The sequence below is a fragment of the Paractinoplanes tereljensis genome, assembly GCF_016862435.1.
Classification (GTDB): Bacteria; Actinomycetota; Actinomycetes; order Mycobacteriales; family Micromonosporaceae; genus Actinoplanes; species Actinoplanes tereljensis.
Window position 1 is genome coordinate 37,780 of record NZ_BOMY01000032.1, and the last position, 17,862, is coordinate 55,641.

At 71.7% G+C, this 17,862-nt stretch carries 14 protein-coding genes; 9 read left to right on the forward strand and 5 right to left on the reverse strand.

Annotated elements, in window-relative coordinates; all coding sequences use genetic code 11:
• Positions 1 to 35: 35 nt before the first annotated feature.
• The 3 genes from nadE (at position 36) to Ate02nite_RS22760 (ending at position 2,940) form a co-directional block, all read left to right on the forward strand.
• The gene (nadE, locus tag Ate02nite_RS22750) at positions 36 to 878 is read left to right on the forward strand and encodes an NAD(+) synthase (RefSeq protein ID WP_203808792.1); all 843 of its coding nucleotides are present in this window, start codon (positions 36 to 38) and stop codon (positions 876 to 878) included.
• 37 nt (positions 879 to 915) lie between these two features.
• On the forward strand, positions 916 to 1,110 hold the full coding sequence (locus tag Ate02nite_RS22755; RefSeq protein WP_203808794.1) for a hypothetical protein: 195 nt from the start codon (positions 916 to 918) through the stop codon (positions 1,108 to 1,110).
• A 285-nt stretch (positions 1,111 to 1,395) separates the two neighbouring features.
• Positions 1,396 to 2,940, forward strand: a complete 1,545-nt coding sequence (locus Ate02nite_RS22760) for a hypothetical protein (RefSeq protein ID WP_203808796.1) — start codon at positions 1,396 to 1,398, stop codon at positions 2,938 to 2,940.
• Here Ate02nite_RS22760 and Ate02nite_RS22765 read toward each other — a convergent pair.
• Positions 2,927 to 5,599, reverse strand: a complete 2,673-nt coding sequence (locus Ate02nite_RS22765; protein ID WP_239147609.1) for an alpha/beta hydrolase family protein — start codon at positions 5,597 to 5,599, stop codon at positions 2,927 to 2,929. The genes Ate02nite_RS22760 and Ate02nite_RS22765 overlap by 14 nt on opposite strands.
• Positions 5,600 to 5,745: 146 nt before the next feature.
• Here Ate02nite_RS22765 and Ate02nite_RS22770 point away from each other — a divergent pair, with 146 nt between their 5' ends.
• The gene (locus Ate02nite_RS22770) at positions 5,746 to 6,702 is read left to right on the forward strand and encodes an anti-sigma factor RsbA family regulatory protein (protein ID WP_203808799.1); all 957 of its coding nucleotides are present in this window, start codon (positions 5,746 to 5,748) and stop codon (positions 6,700 to 6,702) included.
• Here the strand turns inward: Ate02nite_RS22770 and Ate02nite_RS22775 are convergent.
• From Ate02nite_RS22775 to Ate02nite_RS22785, 3 genes are all read right to left on the reverse strand, one after another.
• Positions 6,601 to 8,922: a putative bifunctional diguanylate cyclase/phosphodiesterase gene (locus Ate02nite_RS22775; RefSeq protein ID WP_203808801.1), complete on the reverse strand. Its 2,322-nt coding sequence runs from the start codon at positions 8,920 to 8,922 to the stop codon at positions 6,601 to 6,603. The genes Ate02nite_RS22770 and Ate02nite_RS22775 overlap by 102 nt on opposite strands.
• A 125-nt stretch (positions 8,923 to 9,047) precedes the next feature.
• On the reverse strand, positions 9,048 to 11,000 hold the full coding sequence (locus Ate02nite_RS22780) for a peroxidase family protein (protein ID WP_203808803.1): 1,953 nt from the start codon (positions 10,998 to 11,000) through the stop codon (positions 9,048 to 9,050).
• A gap of 105 nt (positions 11,001 to 11,105) precedes the next feature.
• Positions 11,106 to 11,789: a response regulator gene (locus Ate02nite_RS22785; protein ID WP_239147610.1), complete on the reverse strand. Its 684-nt coding sequence runs from the start codon at positions 11,787 to 11,789 to the stop codon at positions 11,106 to 11,108.
• Positions 11,790 to 11,916: 127 nt separating this feature from the next.
• Here Ate02nite_RS22785 and Ate02nite_RS22790 point away from each other — a divergent pair, with 127 nt between their 5' ends.
• From Ate02nite_RS22790 to Ate02nite_RS22805, 4 genes are read left to right on the forward strand one after another with little or no spacing between them, the layout of a single operon-like run.
• Complete coding sequence (locus Ate02nite_RS22790; protein ID WP_203808805.1) at positions 11,917 to 12,423, forward strand: hypothetical protein; 507 nt, start codon at positions 11,917 to 11,919, stop codon at positions 12,421 to 12,423.
• 11 nt (positions 12,424 to 12,434) lie between these two features.
• Positions 12,435 to 13,571 (forward strand): sensor histidine kinase, encoded by a 1,137-nt coding sequence (locus tag Ate02nite_RS22795; RefSeq protein WP_203808807.1) that lies wholly within the window; start codon positions 12,435 to 12,437, stop codon positions 13,569 to 13,571.
• A gap of 5 nt (positions 13,572 to 13,576) precedes the next feature.
• Positions 13,577 to 14,677, forward strand: a complete 1,101-nt coding sequence (locus Ate02nite_RS22800) for a sensor histidine kinase (RefSeq protein WP_203808808.1) — start codon at positions 13,577 to 13,579, stop codon at positions 14,675 to 14,677.
• Between the two features lie 9 nt (positions 14,678 to 14,686).
• Complete coding sequence (locus Ate02nite_RS22805) at positions 14,687 to 15,220, forward strand: hypothetical protein (RefSeq protein WP_239147611.1); 534 nt, start codon at positions 14,687 to 14,689, stop codon at positions 15,218 to 15,220.
• Here the strand turns inward: Ate02nite_RS22805 and Ate02nite_RS22810 are convergent.
• The gene (locus Ate02nite_RS22810) at positions 15,217 to 16,617 is read right to left on the reverse strand and encodes a glycoside hydrolase family 76 protein (protein ID WP_203808810.1); all 1,401 of its coding nucleotides are present in this window, start codon (positions 16,615 to 16,617) and stop codon (positions 15,217 to 15,219) included. The genes Ate02nite_RS22805 and Ate02nite_RS22810 overlap by 4 nt on opposite strands.
• A 180-nt stretch (positions 16,618 to 16,797) precedes the next feature.
• Between Ate02nite_RS22810 and Ate02nite_RS22815 the strand changes: the two genes are divergently transcribed.
• Positions 16,798 to 17,175, forward strand: a complete 378-nt coding sequence (locus tag Ate02nite_RS22815) for a DUF6188 family protein (RefSeq protein ID WP_203808812.1) — start codon at positions 16,798 to 16,800, stop codon at positions 17,173 to 17,175.
• The last annotated feature ends 687 nt before the right edge of the window (positions 17,176 to 17,862 follow it).

A 17,862-nucleotide genomic window follows, 5' to 3' on the forward strand; every position in this document is an offset into this window, starting at 1 on the left:
CCGGCAGTCAAAGGTTCCGCCGATACAGTGCGGAGGTGACGGACCTGAGGAAGCACATCCTGGCCGAGCTCGGCGTCAACCCGGCGATCGTGCCGGCCGACGAGATCCGGCGGCGGGTCGACTTTCTCAAGGACTACCTGCGGTCCACCCCCGCGCAGGGCTTCGTGCTCGGCATCAGCGGCGGCCAGGACAGCTCGCTGACCGGCCGGCTGTGCCAGCTCGCCGCCGAGGAGTTGCGGTCCGAGGGCCGCGCGGCCACGTTCGTCGCGGCCAGGCTGCCCTACGGCGTGCAGGCCGACGAACACGACGCGCAGATCGCCCTGGAGTTCATCAAGCCCGACCGGTCCATCGCGGTGAACGTCAAGCCGAGCGCCGACGCGGTCTCCGCCGAGTCGGCCCTGGGCCTGGGCGAGTTGCTGGGCGAGGAGCCCCGGCTGCGCGATTTCGTGCGCGGCAACATCAAGGCCCGCGAGCGCATGGTGATCCAGTATTCGATCGCCGGCCAGCTGAACCTGCTGGTGGTGGGCACCGACCACGCCGCCGAGGCGATCACCGGTTTCTTCACCAAATATGGCGACGGCGGCGTGGACATCACCCCGCTGACCGGCCTGACCAAGCGCCAGGGCGCCGCCCTGCTGCGTGAGCTGGGCGCCCCGGACAGCGTCTGGCAGAAGATCCCGACCGCCGACCTGGAGGACGACCGCCCGGCCCTCCCCGACGAGGTGGCGCTGGGCCTGACCTACGCCGAGATCGACGACTACTTGGAGGGCGTGGACGTGACCCCCGAGCTGGCCGCCCGAGTCGAGTCGGTCTACCGGGCAACCCGCCACAAGCGCACCGTCCCGGTCACCCCCCTGGACGACTGGTGGCGCAACTGAGGCGTGACCTTGGCCGATCCCGGGTAACGCTGTCCGCATGATCCCGAACCTGATCCGACGCTTCGTCATCATGGCGGTCGCCGTGCCGCTGGCCGCTGCCGGCGCCCGCAAACTCAGCGAAAAGCTGGAGGCCAAGCGCGGCTCAACCCGCGCGACCCGCCTCCTGCGTCAGGGCGCAGACGCCCTGGGCGGCATGCGCCCCCAGAAAAAACGCCGTTTCTCCTTCCGCTAGGCGAAGCTCTCGCGCCTTTTTCAAGTACGCGGCGCGGCCGGTCCCGTGGCACTCAGTCCCGCTGAGCGAGACTCACCCTCCGCGCGCCCGTTCCGGGCGGGCCCGCCACCGCTTGGGATCGGCCCCGCGCCGGGGCGAGGCGCGGGGCCGATCGTCTAGGGCCGGCGTATCAGGGTGCGGCGCTCCCTGACCCCCGTAGCCGGCGACTCGTAGAGTGTCGAGGGTCGATACCCGGGTGCGGGTGGAGTCTGGACGAATTTGGACGGCGATCGGATCGGGGGGTCCATGCCGGCGGAGCTGCCCGATCCGGCTCCGGCCGGCTCCGTGGAGGAGCTGGTCGAACGGCTGCGGCTGCTCAAGGTCGGCGCCGGTGACCCGTCCTACGAGACCCTCAAGGACCGGGTCAACGCGGCCTGGTCGGCGGCCGGTCGCCCGGCGGGCGAGCTGACCCGGCGGTCCACCGTCGCCAACTGCTTCCAACCCGGCCGCCGCCGGATGAACACCGACCTGGTGCTGGCCGTGGTCGAGGCGCTGCACCCGGACCCGGCCTATGTGAACCGATGGCGCCAGGCGCTGCGGGCGGTCGGCGGCGAGAGCGAGGCGGTGTCCCAGGTGCGGGTGCGGGACACCCTGCCGCAGGACCTGCCCGGCTTCACCGGCCGGGTCGAGGTGCTCAGCCGGCTGTCGCGCAGCCGGGTCGCCACGATCGAGGGGATGGCCGGGGTGGGCAAGACCCAGCTCGCCATCCACGCCGGACACCGGCTGGTCCGGGCGAACGCGGTCGACCGGGTGCTGTTCGTCAACCTGCGCGGCTTCGACCCGGAACGGCCGCCGGCCGACCCGGTCGCGGTCCTCGACGGCTTCCTGCGCCTGCTCGGCGTGCCCAGCAACCGGATTCCGCACGGCCTGCCCGCGCTGACCGCCGCCTACTCCGCCCGGCTCGGCGGCGTCCGGGCCCTGGTGGTGCTGGACAACGCCGCCACCGCCGCGCAGGTCCGGCCCCTGCTGCCGGCCACCCCGGGTTCGGTGGCGCTGGTCACCAGCCGGCGCCGCCTGGACCTGGAGACTGTGACCCACCTCGGCGTCGGCGTCTTCGCGACCGGCGAGGCCGAGTCGTTCCTGGCGGATGCCCTGGCCGGCGTCCCGGTCGGCGCCGACCCGGACGCGGTGGCCCGGATCGCCCGGCGTTGCGGCCGGCTGCCGCTGGCGTTGAGCCTGATCGCCGGCCACATCCGGCAGACACCGGGCTGGACGCTGACCGACCACGCCGATCGCCTCGACGAGCGGCACCGCGACCGGCGCCTGGACACCGCGGTCGAGCTCGCTCTCGACCTGTCCTACCGGCATCTGCCGGCCGATCAGCAACGATTGCTGCGCCTGGCGGCGCTGTACCCAGGCCACGACCTTGACGCGTACGCCGTGGGAGCGCTGGCCGGCATCGCGGTGGACGCCGCGCGCGAGGGCCTGGCCCGGCTCGGCGCCGATCATCTGCTGGAGCCGGCCGGTCCGGGCCGGTACACGTTCCACGACCTGGTCCGGGTGTTCGCCGCGGTCCGGGCCGGTGAACAGGAGCGGCCGGGCGACCGGCGCGCCGCGCTGACCCGGCTCCGCGACCACTACCGGGCCGCGACCGCCACCGGCGACCCCGTCGAGCAGGCCCGCGCCCACACCGGCCTCGGCCACGCCAGCCGCGCGCTGGGCGATCCGGTGCGGGCCCGGGCGCACTACGAGCAAGCCCTGACGCTGTGCGCCGGGGCCGATCTGCCGCAGGCCGGCGAGGTGCGCGCACACCTCGCCGGCCTGGACTCCGATCAGGTCAGCTTCCGGTGACCACACCGGTCACCGGCGCGCCGTCGTAACCCTCGACGAAGTGCAGTTCCACCAGTTCGTCCGGCTCGGTGAGACCGTCGGTGACGGTCGGCACGGTCAGCTCGGCGGTGGTCACTCCGGGTTCGAAGAAGACGTACGGCGTCAGGTACGTCGACGAGAGCGGCCGGGACGGCTCGACCGGCTCGTAGGCGTTCTGCTCGAACCACTCCGGGTCGACGTCGGTGGTGGACAGCTCCACCCCGGTGGCCGGCGCGTGCGGCTCGGTGACCAGGTACAGCCAGGTCTCGGTCGGCGCCGACAGGGAGACCTTCCAGGTCAGCGTGCCGCCCTCGGCGACCCGGTCGGCGACCGGCTCGACCGTGACGACCGGCTCCGGGTCGTCGTTCTGCACCTCGAGGCCGCCCAGGTAGTCGCCGATGACCAGGCCCTTCTCGGCCTTGGCCAGGATGTACTGGTTCTCGTCGTAGCCGAAGAGAGTGTCGCCGACCACGTCGACCGGCACCTGGATGCTGTGGTCACCCGGGCGCACGGTGGCCAGCCAGGACGTCGACTCGTAGGTGTTGCCGTCGAGCCGGAACAGCCGCACCACGCCACCGCCCTTGCCGGTCACCTTGACCGGCACCTGGTAGGTCTTGGTGCCCGAGTTACCCTCGGCCACCACCAGGCTGCCAATGTCGATGCGCGGCAGGCTGCTCTCCCGCGGGTCGGGGGTGCCGGGGTTCCAGCCCCACGCGTCCAACAACCAGGCACTGCCGGCCGCCGTACGCGGAGTGAGCTCGACCGCCGTCACCGTGCGCGTGCCGTTCAGCGGCACCCGCACCTCCTGACCCCAGTACGAGGTGGTGAGCTGGGTGCCGGGCAGCCCGTCGATCCGCACGTCGCCGAGGGCGGTGCGCCGGCCGTCGGGGCCGACCGCGGTCACCCCGAAGCGGGTGCCGACGCTGTTCGGCGGCACGATCACCCGCAGCGCGAGCGCCTTGTCGCCGGCCACCGACACCGGCCGGGCCGGGGTGAGCCGGATCGGGGTGCCGGCCGCCGACCAGTTCAGCGCGGCGGCGTACCGCCCGGGCTCCGGATTGACCGGCCCGAACCAGGTGAAGTGCCCGGTGCTCGAGTTGATGTCGTCGGGGTTGACGCAGGACGCGGCGGCGTCCGGGGTGACCTGCTCGCAGATCCGCCCGCCGGCCGACACCCGCACCGTCGGGTCGGGGGTGAGGACCGCGTCGCGGCGGGCACCGAGCGCGTGGCTGAGCACCCGGGCCGGGTCGGCCGAGCGGGCCCGCGCGCCACTGCCGTCGAGCAGCGGCCGCACCCGGTCGTCACCGGCCACGAACAGCCGGGCGGCGGCCGCGATGTAGGTGGCGCCCACGTTCTGCTGCTGCGGCGCGCTGAGCCGGGTCGCGGTGCCGGGCGAGCAGACCGGGTCGGGCTCGTCGCCGCTGAAGAAGTCGTCGAACGACGGCGCGGCCGACTGCCCGGGCGTCCACTCGGTGTTGAAGAAGTTGTGGTTGGCGCCGATCACGTAGAGCGCGCTGTGCAGAGCCTTCCCGTGGCTGACGCCTCGGGTCTCGTCGATGAACATCTGACCCTGCAGGTCGAAGACGTCACCGTCACAGCCGGGCAGGATGGTCGCCGACGGCACGTCCGGCACCGGGTCGTGGCCGAAGATGGTCGGGCCGATCAGCAGCAGGCCGCGGATCGTCCAGCGGACCTTGCCGTGGTAACCGTCCTGGGCGGCCGGCGGTGGGGTGAGCGTGTCCATGGCGGCCCGGCTGACGCCCTCGCCGCCGCGGGAGTGCCCCATCAGGAACACCTTGGTCAGGTCGGCGCGCGGCGCGGCCCGGACGATCGCGGGCGCCCCCGCCCGGCCGGATCCCGCCCAGTCGGCCCACTTGGCCAGGTGCAGCCGCACCAGCGAGGACCGGGCCTGGGCGCCGCCGTCGTCGACCGCGAAGTCCTGGCCGTTGATCCCGTTGGCCGAGATCGACACGGTCACGTAGCCCTGCGACGCCAGCAGCTGCTGCGCCTGCAGGTAGCCCCGGTAGCTGGGGACCGACTCGGTGCCGGCCGGGCACGGCCACTCCTGCGGCACGTCCTCGTCGGTGCCGCGGTAGCAGACGGTGTGCCGGCCGTGCAGGAACAGGGCGAGCGGCCGCGCACCCGGCGCGCCCTGCGGGGCCACCACCTCGGCCCGCATCTCGACGTTCGCCGGGAAGTCGGGCAGCTTCACCCCGGGCAGGTCGTACTCCCCGGAGATCGTGCGGAACGGGCCCTTGGCGCCCGGGTCCACCGGGTTGGCGGTGCCGAGCGCCGGGGCGGCCGCGACCGCTGCCCGCTTCGCCGTGGTCGCGGGCGGTGTCTCGTCGAGGCGTTTGCCGCCGGCCCGCACCGACAGGTCGCCGAGTTTGGCCCGGTCGAGGTCGAGGCGGAAGGTGCGGCCGTCGGCCTGCGGCTTGGGCCGGCCGAGGAGGGTGTCCCCGGACCAGAATTCGACCGCCGCGTCGCCCATCGGCACCCGCTGGTCGGACTGCCAGGTCAGCTTGCCGTCGGTGACCGACCAGTTGCCGGTCCGGTCGGATCGTTGCGCCGGGGGAGCGGCCGACACCGGGCCGGCGGCTCCCGCCACCATCACCATCGCCGTCGCCAGTAGGCTCGGCATGAGGAGTCTTCGCATGCGGCCCTGTCTATCGAACCCATGCAAGATGACCGATCCACGACGACGGGAGTCGCCGCGGAGGTCCGGGCTGGTTACTGTTGCCTGATCAGCCGGGTGGTGAACACCAGCCGGGAAGTGGAGGTCGCCCGATGAGGTCAGGTGCGGCCACCGGGCATGTCGGCTATTTCCACGAGGCTGCCTGCTACGGAACCGACGACGAACTGCTCGCCCTGGCCCTGCCGTTCCTGCTGGACGGGGTCGCCGCCGGCGAGCCCGCGGTGGTGTCGCTGGGCGAGCACGGCGCCGAGGTGGTGCGGGCCGCGCTGCCGGCCGGCAGCGGGGTCACCTTCGTCACCGGCGGGGCGATCTACGCGCGCCCGGCCGCGGCGATCCGGGCATACCGGAAACTGCTCGCCGACTACGTCGCCGGCGGCGCCGGCCAGATCCGCATCATCGGCGAGGTGTGGCCGGGCAATGTCGGCGCGACCTGGGACTCGTGGGCCCGCTACGAATCGGCCATCAACCACGCCTACGACGATTTCCCGCTGTGGAGCATGTGCGCGTACGACACTCGGCGGGTGCCGGCGCACGCGGTGGAGGACGTGTTGCGCACCCATCCGCGCACCGCGCTGCCGGACGGCCGGCACGTCGACAACGCCGGTTTCACCGAGCCGATGACCTACCTCGGCGAGTCCCGCGAGCCGGCCCCCGACCCGCTGCAGCACACCGAGCCGATGGCCGACCTGATCGATCCGGCCCTCTCCGACGCCCGCGCCGCGGTGCGGGCCGCCGACCACGGCCAGGTGCCGGCCGACGAGGCCGACGACTTCGTGGTGGCGGTCAGCGAGGCGGTGGCCAACGCCCAGCTGCACGGCGTCGGCCCGGTGCGGATGCGGCTGTGGAGCGGCCCCGACCGGATCGTCGCGACGGTCACCGACGCCGGTCCCGGTCCCAAGGACCCGTTCACCGGCCTGCTGCCGGTCGGCAACGGCGCCGACGGCGGTCTAGGCCTGTGGATCGCCCATCAGACCTGCAACCACGTCGTCCTGCACCGGCATGCCGACGGTTTCACCATCCGGCTGACCGCCGGAAACCCGCAGCACTGAGGTCAGCGCCTCGGCCGAGAGCGGCCGGGCGTAGTGGTAACCCTGACCGCTGCGGTAACCGAGCAGGGTCAGCTCGGTGGCCTGGGCCGGCACCTCGATGCCCTCGGCCACGGTGTCCAGGTGCAGGGCCTGGGCCAGGCGGATGACCGCCTCGGCGACGGCCGAGCCCTGCGGTTCGCCGTTGAGCTCGGAGACGAAGCAGCGGTCCAGCTTGAGGATGTCGATCGGCAGCCGGGTCAGGTAGCGCAGCGACGAGTAACCGGTGCCGAAGTCGTCGACGGCGATCCGGATGTCGGCGCGGCGCAGTGCCTCCAGGATGGCGGCGCCCTCGCTCTCGTGCACCAGGGCGCTCTCGGTCAGCTCCAGGACCAGATCGTGCGGGTTCAGGCCGGTGACCGCGAGGGTGCCGAGCACGGCGTCGGTGAGGCCGGGGCTGGGGAGTTGGTAGGGCGACAGGTTCACGCTGACGTACAGCCGGCGGCCGAACTCGTCCTGCCAGTGCCGGGTCTGCCGGGTGGCGGTCTCCAGCACCCACAGGCCGAGGTCGTCGATGGCGCCGGTGCGCTCGGCGGCCGCGATGAACGCGTCCGGCAGGAGCGTGCCGCGCTCCGGGTGCTCCCAGCGGACCAGCGCCTCGACGCCGGTGATCTCGCCGGTGGCCAGCGTGACGATCGGCTGGTAGGCGAGCCGGAGCTGGCCGGCCGCGGTGGCCGCGAGGATCTCGGCGTCGAACGTGTCGGCCGCGCCGGTCGCCGACTCCAGGCCGGGGTGCCAGAGCTCGGGGCGGCCCAGGCCGGCCCGCTTGGCGGCGTACATGGCCATGTCGGCGCGGTGCCGGACGGTGACCACGTCGGTCTCGGGGTCGGTCAGCACCACGCCGATGGCGGCCCGGATCGGGGTGGGCGAGCCGGCCGCGCGGTCCAGGATGCGCTGGGCCACGGCGAGCGCCTGGTCGGCGTCGCCGGGGCGGTCCAGCACCACGACGAACTCGTCGCCGCCGACCCGGGCGGCCACGTCGACGCCGCGTACGGCCGAGCGCAGCACCTCGGCGAACGTCACCAGCAGGGCGTCCCCGGCCTCGTGGCCGAGGGTGTCGTTGATCTTCTTGAAGCCGTTGAGGTCGATCACCAGGACCGCTGACGCCACGCCGGTCTCCCGGTGCCGGCGGACGGCCGCCTCCAGGGCCGGGGCGACCGACAGCCGGTTGGCCAGGCCGGTCAGGTGGTCGCGGACCACGAGACCGTGATTTTCCCGCATCGCCACGATCTGCCGGAGCACCACGGCGCCGGTCATCACGATGATCCCGACGGCCAGGCCGGCCCACGGGTACAGGTTGCCCTCGCGCGCGGCCGCGACAAGCAGCAGGACGTAGCCGGCGAGCAGTGCGACGTACGGCAGGTAGGCGATCTTCGACTGCTCCTGATCCTTCGGGCGGGTGCCCTCGCCGGGCCGCATGATCTGCATGGCGGCGGCGGTCGCCATGATCAGGTCGGCGCCGTTCAGCGTCACCGACAGCGGGGTCGTCCAGGTCATCGGGCCGTTCCCGATGAGGTGGGCGTAGGTCACGTCGCCGGCCAGGTAGGTGATCAGCCCGGCCAGGAACAGCGGCAGCGGGCCGCGCCACGAGGTGAGGCCGTTGCGCATCAGCAGTGCGCAGACACCGAAGATCAGGGCCAGGTCGGTGACCGGGAAACCGATCACGATCAGCGCGTCCGGGCCGATCCGGCCGTTCTGCAGGGCCGGGCCGAGCTGGAAGTACCAGGAGACGACGAAACCGCCGCCGATCACGGTGGTGAGGTCGGCGATGAACCGGGTCCGCGCCCGGCCGGTCAGAGACTTCATCGGGAACATCAGGAGGCCCACCAGCACCAGCGGCGCCCAGGCAAGCCGGCCGGTCAGCGCGGCCAGGATCCCGGACAGGGGCAGTTTCCCCTCGTGCGTGGCGGCCATGACGACCGAGTACGGCTGGGGGAGCAGCATCGCGGTGAACGCGATGGCGATCCAGCGCCACGGCCGGCGGGCCGCCGCCGGACCGCGGAAGGCGGCGATCCAGCAGAAGGTGGTGGTGAGGATCGAGGTCAGCAGGTACGACCGGAAGAACTCGGCGCTGCGGTCGTCGCCCTGCGGATCGGTCACGATCCGCACGCCGACCGTCGCCATGGCGGCCAGCCCGATGATCATCAGCAGCCCGTGCGCGCGTATCCAACGAGCGGTCCGCACCACTCACCACCTCCCGTCCTCCTGATCGGCCCTGCTCATAAGCAGACCCAACATTTCGGCGGGTGAGGTTCGGTTGCGGAAATTCGGCCGGCCGCCGGGCGCTGGGACGCCCGGCGGCCGCCGGATCAGTTGGCCGGCAGGACCAGTACCTGGCCGGGGATGATGCGGTCGGGGTTGGTGATGATGGCGCGGTTCAGGGTGAAGATCTCGGGCCAGCGGTTGGAGTTGCCGAGCTTGGCGGCGGCGATGCCGCTGAGCGTGTCGCCGAGCGACACGGTGTGCAGCCGCGGGATGGTGCCGACCGGCTGCTTCGGCGGCAGGACGAAGACCTGGCCGGGGAAGATGCGGTCGGGGTTGCGGATCAGGGCCTGGTTGAGCGCGTAGATCTGCGGCCAGCGGTTGGCCGCGCCGAGCTTGGCCGCGGCGATGCTGCTGAGCGTGTCGCCGGCCTGCACGGTGTAGGTCGCCGGCGTCTGGGTGCCGGCCAGCACGCCGGCCAGGCGCAGGATGTCGGCCAGCTCGAAGTGGCCGGGCTTCGCCGCCGGCAGCGACGGGGTCCAGCCGGGCTGGGTCAGGATCGAGTCGGTGCTGCGCCGCACCAGGCCGACCAGGACCTCGGCGACCAGGGTGCTGCCGACCGGGCCCAGGTGGGCGCCGTTGTGGAAGTGCCGGGCCTCGGCCAGGACGTAGAACCACAGCGGCGTACGGAACTGGAAGCCGCCCGCCTCCAGGGCGATGCGCTGCTCGTCGCTGATCGCGGCGGCCAGCACCTCGTCCTTGGTGAGCACCGGCACGCCGATGTGCTCGGCGACGGCCTGCCCGGTGGGCAGCCGCAGGCGGTAGCCGCGCAGCAGGTTGCGCACCGCCAGCCGGGCGGCCAGGTCGGGTGTCTCGGTGGCGCCGGTCAGGTTCTTCAGGGCGAACAGCGCCGCGAAGTTGTTCTGCTTGAACGTGGCGAGACCCGGGTCGAGCCGGCGGGTCTTCATGACCTCCGCGCCGTCGCCGATGATGTTCTGCCACTGGATGATCCAGTTGTCCGGGAGCGTCTCGAAGTCGCGGATGTCGCCGCTGAGCGCGGTGAAGGTGAACAGCAGCTCGAGCGAGGCCGGGATGGCACCGAGGTTGAAGTTGCTGTTGAAGTCGTACTCCGCGCGCACCATCGTGTGCCCGAACCGGTAGCCGGCGACGGAGAACTCGAGCGGCATGAAGTTCGGCTCGGAGAGCGGGTCGAACCAGCGGTTGCCGTTGGTCACCACGTCGTCCACGATCGCCGGGTCGGCGACCCGCTTGAGGAAGTCGTGCACCACCACGTGCTGGTAGTGCTGCCGCAGCACCCGCCGGGCCTCCTCGAACGACAGCCCCTGGTCGACCAGGGCGTTGTGCGCCCGCAGGAAGGCCACGTGCAGCTGCGAGATGATCAGGTTTTCGTCGTTGCGCGGGTCGCCGATCACCGCGGCCCGGTCGTGCTCGATGTTGCCGGCGTCGCGCGGCTCCCGCGGCAGATCGTGGAAGTCGTCGGCCTCGGTGCCGGCCGGGCGCGCGGTCGGCGGGGTGGTGCTGCCCAGCAGCTGAACGGTGCCCAGCTGCATCTTGTTGCCGTCGGCCGGGTCGTGCGGGGCCGGCAGGCCGTACACGCTGTCCAGGTCGAGCGTCGGCGTGCGGTGGTTGAGCAGCGCGTTGCGGATCGCCGCGAGGTTGAGCGGCGTCATGGCCGGGTCGAGCAGCTGGGCCATGGTGGCCGAGCCGAAGCCCTGCTGGATCTCCAGGGTGATGTCGTGATCGACGAACTGCCCGAAGTACGTGTACGCCGCCGGGATCGGGCTGTCCTCGCCCGCCGCGTCGGTGTCCACCATGGACGAGCCGAGGTTCTTGAGCAGTTCCGGAGTGTTGGCGCCCTGCGGTAGAAGGTTGGCCTCGTCGTCCTGCAGGCTCGGGAACAGGAAGTCGAAGCTCTGGCTTCCCGCCGGCGTGGTCAGTGCGAACGCTGCGGCCCTGGTGATGCCGACCTCGGCGAATCCCGATTCGGCGGCTTGGATGTCGTTCTCGGTGATGGAACGGCCATGTCCGAGACGCGGCATGTTCGATCACTCCCCCCCCATGAAGTGGTGAACGGCCGGTATTCAGTTGCCGGTGACGATAGGTAACCGACGCAACTCGAACAGGCAGCAATCTGACACTTTGTCCTAATCGGAGTCGCTGACCGCGAAGCCTGTCCGATAGGCGACCACGACCGCCTGAACCCGGTCGCGCACGCCGAGCTTGGTCAGGATGCGGGCGACGTGCGTCTTCACCGTCGTCTCGGCCACCACCAGCTCGCCGGCGATCTCGGCGTTGGACCGGCCGCGCGCGATCAGCCGCAGCACGTCCAGCTCCCGCTCGGTCAGCGCGGCCAGCTCGACCGGCCGCCCGACCGGCTGAACCGGGGCGGCAAACCGTTCGACCAGCCGCCGGGTGATCGACGGCTCGATCAGCGAGTCACCGGTGGCGGCGGCCCGCACCGCGGCGATCAACCGGCTGGACGGCGCGTCCTTGAGCAGGAAACCGGCGGCGCCGGCGTGCAGTGCGCGGTAGACATATTCGTTCTGGTCGAACGTCGTCAGCACCACGATCGTGGGCGGATCGGGCTGCCGGAGGATCTCCTCGGTGGCCGCCAGACCGTCCATTTCGGGCATCCGGATGTCCATCAGGATGACGTCGGGCGTGGCCAGCTGCGCCTGCCGGATCGCCTCGGTGCCGGTGGCCGCCTCGGCCACCACCTCGATGTCGCCATCCGCCTCCAGGATGACCCGGAAGCCGGTGCGCACGAGCGTCTGATCGTCGGCGACCAGGACCCGGATCTTCGGCACGCCCTCGATTCTCCCGCCCACGGCGTCGTCCCCGGGTCCTCCCTGCGGAGGATGGCGGCCCCGACAATCGTCCTTGCGGAAGACGAGGGCTACACCCGCCGATCCCTAGCGTCATGGGCATCAATTCACTCCGGGATGGGAGAACGACATGACCAAGATCCGGCCCCTCGACTATCTGCTCGCCGCCCTGATGACCGCCGCCGGCGTCTTCCTGATGTGGGGGAACATCACCGCCGGCGACGACCCCTCGCTGATCCATCCGGCGTCGACCGATTCCTGGCTGATCGTGCCGGCCTTCCTGCTGGTCACCGTGCCGATCCTGTGGCGCCGGTGGAACCCGGCCGCGATCGCCGGGATCACCGCTGTCGCCACCGGCCTGCACGTGCTGGCGTTCGGCTGGCTCACCCGCTGCGGCGTGGTACTACCGCTGGCGTTCGCCCTCGCGTACGCCATCGCCCGCTACGCCCGCGGTCGCCGCGATCACCTGCTCGGCCTGGCCGCGATCGTGGTCCTGCTGGTGATCACGCTGTTCCGGGACTCGTCGGCCGACCTTGCCGGGGCGTTGCCGATCGCTCTTCCGGGCGCCGCCCTCTTCTACGGGGCCGGGTGGCTGGTACAGACTCGAGTCAGCAAGAAGCAACCGGTGACCGTGTGAGGGAGCCGACCATGGCTGGCGTCAAGGGCCGCGACTGGCTGCTCGCAGGAGTCCTGACCGCGCTCGGCGCGCTGCTGGCCGTGATGAACGTCGTCTCGTCCGACGCCGAGACCGCGCGCGAGGTCGCGGCCGGCGCGATGGCCCACGCCACCGACACCCATTCGTGGTGGCAGGTGCCGGTGTTCGCGGCGGCGTTCGTGCCGGTGCTGTGGTGGCGGCGGAGCGTGCTGGTCGCGGTGAGCGTCTCGCTCGGCGTCATGGTGCTGCACGACCTGCTGTTCGGCTGGGTGACCCGGTGCGGGGCCGCGCTGCCGCTGGCGTTCGTGTTCGCGTTTCTCGGGGCGCTGTCCTATGCCCGTACCAAAGCCTTGGTCTCTGGTCTTCTGGCCGTTTTTCTGACCGTCGCGGTGCTGGTGGTGGACGCGTCGGCCGGGCCGGGCGCGCTGGTCCTGGCGCTGCCGGTGTTGTTGATCGTGTTCGGGGTGGGCCGGGCCGCGCGGCACCGGTCGGCGCTGAACCGGCAGCTCAAGGCCCGCGACGAGGAGCTGCGGCAGCTGCGCGACGACCGGGCCGCGCTGATCGTGGCGGACGACCGGGCCCGGCTGTCCCGGCAGCTCGACGGCCTGCTGCAGGAGCGCCTCGACGAGCTGACCATCGCGGCCGAGGCGGCCCTCGACCTGCCGCCGGAGGGAAGGCGGGCCGAGTTCCGGTCGATCGAGGAGGGTGGCCGGCGGACCATGGACGACATGCGGGAGATCGTCGGGCTGCTGCGCGGCGGCGAGGTCGCGCTGGCGCCGGCGCCGACCGTCGCGCACCTGGACGCGCTGCTGGCCCGGCACCGCTCGCCGCAGTCCCGGCTCTCCGTGACCGGCGACCCGCGATCGCTGCCGGCCGCGGTCGAGCTCTCCGCCTACCGCATCGTCGAATATCTGGTGACCGCGCTCGACGAGCGTCCGGTGCAGGTGGCGGTGCGGTTCGCGGACGACGCGCTGGAGATCCGGGTGCAGGGCTCGGTCGGGCGGGGCGCCGACATGCGGGCCGCCGTGGCCCGGGTGCGCGAGCGGGCGAAGCTGCACGCCGGCTCGGTCGACGTGAAGCTCGCGCGCGGCGCGGCCCGCGTGGTGGCTCAGCTGCCCGTCCTGGGGTGAGCGGCGTGGCGATCCTGCTGGTGCTGCTCGTGGTGGTGCTGCCGACCGCTTGGCACGGCTGGCCGCCCACGATCACCGGAAACCTTCTCACCGCCTGCTTGATCGCGAGCGGGCTGGCCCTGCGATGGTGGCGCAGCCACCCGCGGGCCGTGGCTCTGACCGGCGGCGCGCTGTGGCTGGCGGGCGCGGCGGTCGCCGGTCAGGGCTGGTTCCCCGATTCCGCGTTCGTGCTGCTGGCGCTGCTGTCCACGGTCGCGGCGCTGGGTTTCCGCAGCCCGTGGGCGGGCGCGGGTTTGGTCGGCTATCTGGCCGCGCTCTATCTGACCGCGGGGGCGACCAACCCGGTCCCGCTGATCATGTTCGGGGTGCCCGGGTTTCTGGCCGGCACGATCCTGCGGCTGCGCAGAGAGACCGCCGACCAGCTTGCCGAGCGCAACCGGGAACTGGAGGAGGAGCGGGAGCTCTTCGCCGAGCTGGCCCTGCACCAGGAGCGAGCCCGGATCGCCGCCGAGCTGCACGACATCATCGGCCACGCGATCAGCGTGATGATCATCCAGGCGGCGGCCGGGCAACGGCTTGTCGACCGCGACCCGGCCGGGGCCCGGGCCGCTCTCGAAGCCATCGCCGAGTCGGCCCGGCAGGGTCGCGGCGACCTGCGGCGCCTGGTCGACCTGCTCGGCGGCACCGAGGTGGGCGGGCCCGACCTGGCGCTGATCGAGGAGGTCGTCACCCGGGCGGCCCGCAGCGGTCTCGACGTGTCGTGCCGGTTCGAGGGGTCCCGCGACGGGGTGGCCGGGCCGGTCGCCCACCTCGCGTTCCGGGTGGTGCAGGAGAGCCTGACGAACGCCCTGCGCTACGCGCCGGGCTCGGCGGTGCGGGTCACGGTGAGCGGTTCGGAGCGGCATTTGGCGGTACGCGTGGAGAACGACCCCGCCGCCGCGGAACCATCCGGAGTGCCCGGCACCGGCCGCGGCCTGACCGGTCTGCGCGAGCGGATCCAGCAGCGCGGCGGCCAGTTCACCGCCGGGGCGACCGAGCGGGGCGGCTGGCTGGTACGAGCGAGCCTCCCGAGTGATATGCCGGATAAACGCGGTTTAACCGGATAATCTGACCGAGTGCATCTGATCGTCGAGGTCGGCAGCCGGCTCGAATCGGACGTCAGTTGGCCGGAGGGCGCCGCCCTGACGATGTTCTCGGGCGAGCCGGTCCAGCTGATGATCTTCTTGAGCCGGCCGCATCCGCTGGAAGTCCAGGCCGTGTCGGCGGAGCCCACCCAGTTCGCCTGGGTCGACGGCGAGGACGCCGGCGTGCTGCTCTATCGCCTCGGCCCGGTCCTGGGCTGGTCCCAGGTGCCGTACTCGCCGCACCTGTTCGATCCCGAGGACGGCCTGCCCGGGGTGGACGTCGACCCGGTCGTGCAGATCGTCCTGGTCGACCGGGACACCAACACCGTGCAGGCGATGCACCGGGTGAGCTGGCCGGAGGAGTTCGCCGGGCAGGTCCGCGCGTCGGTGGTCCGGATGCGCGACTCGTTGCACACCCAGGCCGCTTACGAGCACGCCCTGGCGGCGCTGCAGCGCCGCTTCCCGTCGCCGGAGGACCTGGTCACCGACCGCGCCGACGCGCACTGCACGGCTACTCCCCGTTAAGCTGCATTCAGCAGATCAAGGGCGCTGTGCTGGCAGCCGTGGTTGGTGCCGCGGAACGGGCCGGCCCAATGTGACCCGTACGCGTCAAGGGTGTCTCTGTCGTTGTTGAAAGCGCTGTCGGCGTTGCGCTGCAGGTAGGCGTTGTAGGCGCCGCCGGTCGCGGCGTTGAGCACGCCCAGCCCGCGGATCGCGGCGCCCTTGAACGAGACCCCGTCGCCGCTGCACGCGTCCGGCTCGTTCGGTTCCCGCAGGATGCCGCCGGGGGAGAGGTAGCCGCTGGTGGTCATCGCGTCGCCGATCCGGCGCGCGGTGGCGAGCGCGGCGGCATCCCCGGTCAGCCGATTCAGTTCGACCAGGGCATTGATCAAAACCCCCTGGTTGTACGTCCATGTCACGTCACCGTTGTTCGCGCAGGTCGTCAGGTTGATGCCGTCGTTGACCAGGTTCTGGCCGTTCAGCATGCCGGTGCCTTGGAACCAGTTCCACCCCGCCTGGGCCCGCTGCCGATAGACCGTGTCGCCGCCGATCCGCCGGCTCAGCGCGGCGTTGAGCTGGATGTAGAGGCTGTTCGGGATGGCGTTCTTGACCGTCCGCGAGGTGTTCCAGTAAACGCCGCCGCCGCAGCGGGTGTCCCAGTACGCGTACATCCAGTCGGCGTCGGCCCTCGCGGTGTTCAGGTAGCGGCTGTCCCCGGTCAGGTCGTAGGCCGCCACCCAGGCCAGGCCCCACCAGCCGGTGTCGTCCAGGTACTCGTTGCGGAACTGGCCGAGCGCCGCGTTGACCTGCTTGTCGTAGGTGCTCGCGATCGCGTACCGGTAGCTGTTCATCCCGCTGCGCTGGATGTTGCCGATGATCGCGGTTAGCGCGTTCGCCCCGGTCCACCAGCCGTTGGTGTCGAACAGCCCGGTGCCGCGGTCGAAGCGCATCATCAGCGCGGTGGCCGCCGCGGTCCGCCGGTCCCAGGCGTTCCAGGTGCTGCGGGTCCAGGCCGTGCAGGCGATCTCGGCCCGGTCGCCGGCCTTGCCGCAGGCGCGCAGCGCGCCGACCCCGTTGGTGCCCCAGTCGTCGACGTTGAACTGCCCGGTCCGCCCCGCGGTGGTGTATCCCAGCTTGGAACCGCCGGCCCAGCCGCGCCCGCCGTCGAACGACCGGTCCAGCCACACCTCGTCGCCGGCCTGGCCGTTCTCGATCGAGGCCCAGCCCATCGCGTCGGTGTCGTTGACGTGCACCTTGAGGACCCGGCCGTAGATGCTCGCGGTGACCGGCACCCGGTCGGCCGGGGCGAGCGCCGGATCCCGCCCGTCGCAGTACCGATTGCACACGACGGCCGCCGCCGCAACCGGCGTGACCAGGGACGCGGCCGCGACCAGGGCGGCAACTCCGGCGCTGAGGAACATAAAGTTAACAAACCTATTAGATTGTTGCCTGTCAATGCGCTGGGGCACCGGCTGCCTCAATGGGCAATCGATACTTCCCGGATGTCTCCGCAGATTTAAGGCTTCTTTATGACAGCCCTCGATACCGTCCTGCGATCAAGACGGATGACGAGTCGATCGAGGTTTCTGATGGTGTCAGTCATGGCTGAACGACGTCCGCGGCAGCTCGACGCGCTGACCGGCCGGAAGCTGGAATACGTGCGACTCGACTCGACGGTGGTGCTCGGCCTGTCCGGCGGCGGCCAGATAGTGATCGAAACCCCGGCCCTGCTGGTAAGCCCCGACGGCCCGTTCGCCGTGCTCCCCGGCGTAACGTCCTCAGACGCCCTGGCCACGCTGCTGGGCGACGCCGTGACCAGCGCCCGAGCCCGCGAAACCGGCGAACTGGAGATCACCTTCGCCAGCGGCGCCCGCCTGCTGGTAGGCGCCGACGACGACTACGAGTCCTGGGCGGTAATAGGCCCCACCGGCCTGCTGATCGTCTGCCTGGCCGGCGGCGAACTAGCAGTCTGGGGCTGACCACCCACCCAACACGCAGGCCCACCCATCCCAAACAGAAACCCCACAACCCCGACCCGGCCCGCCGACCCGGCCGCCCGCGCCGGCCCGCCGCTCCGGTCGCCCGCGCCGACCCAAGGCGCGATCTTGTGGGGTTTGCCGCGCGGCCCGTACAGAATTTCCACAACCTCGGCCGGCCGCGCCGTGTCGGCCGCGTCTCGTGATCGTTGAGCGCAGCTCGCGCTGCGCCGCCGACGCGATCTTGTGGTTCTGCTGCACGGCCCGGACAGGATTTCCACAACCTCGACCAGCCATGCGCCGTCGCCGCCGCCGACCCACGCTCGTGTCTCGCCGAAGGCGCGATCTTGTGGCTTTGCTGCACGGCCTGGACGGGATTTCCACAACCTCGACCAGCCATGCGGCGTCGGCTCTACCGACCCGCGCCCGCGTCTGGCCGAAGGTGCGATCTTGTTGGTCCGCTGCGCGGTCCGCACAGAATTTCCACGACCTCGGTCGGCTGCGTCTCGTGCCGGCTGCGTCTCTTGCCTGTTGCTCGCGCTCGCGCCGCGCCCCGGCGCGATCTTGTGGGTCCGCTGCGCGGTCCGCACGGGGTTTCCGCAACCTCGGCCGCGCCGTACCAGCCGCGTCTCGTTGCTCGCGCTCGCGCCACACCGTGCGGCGCGATCTTGTGGGTTTGTTGTGCGGCCC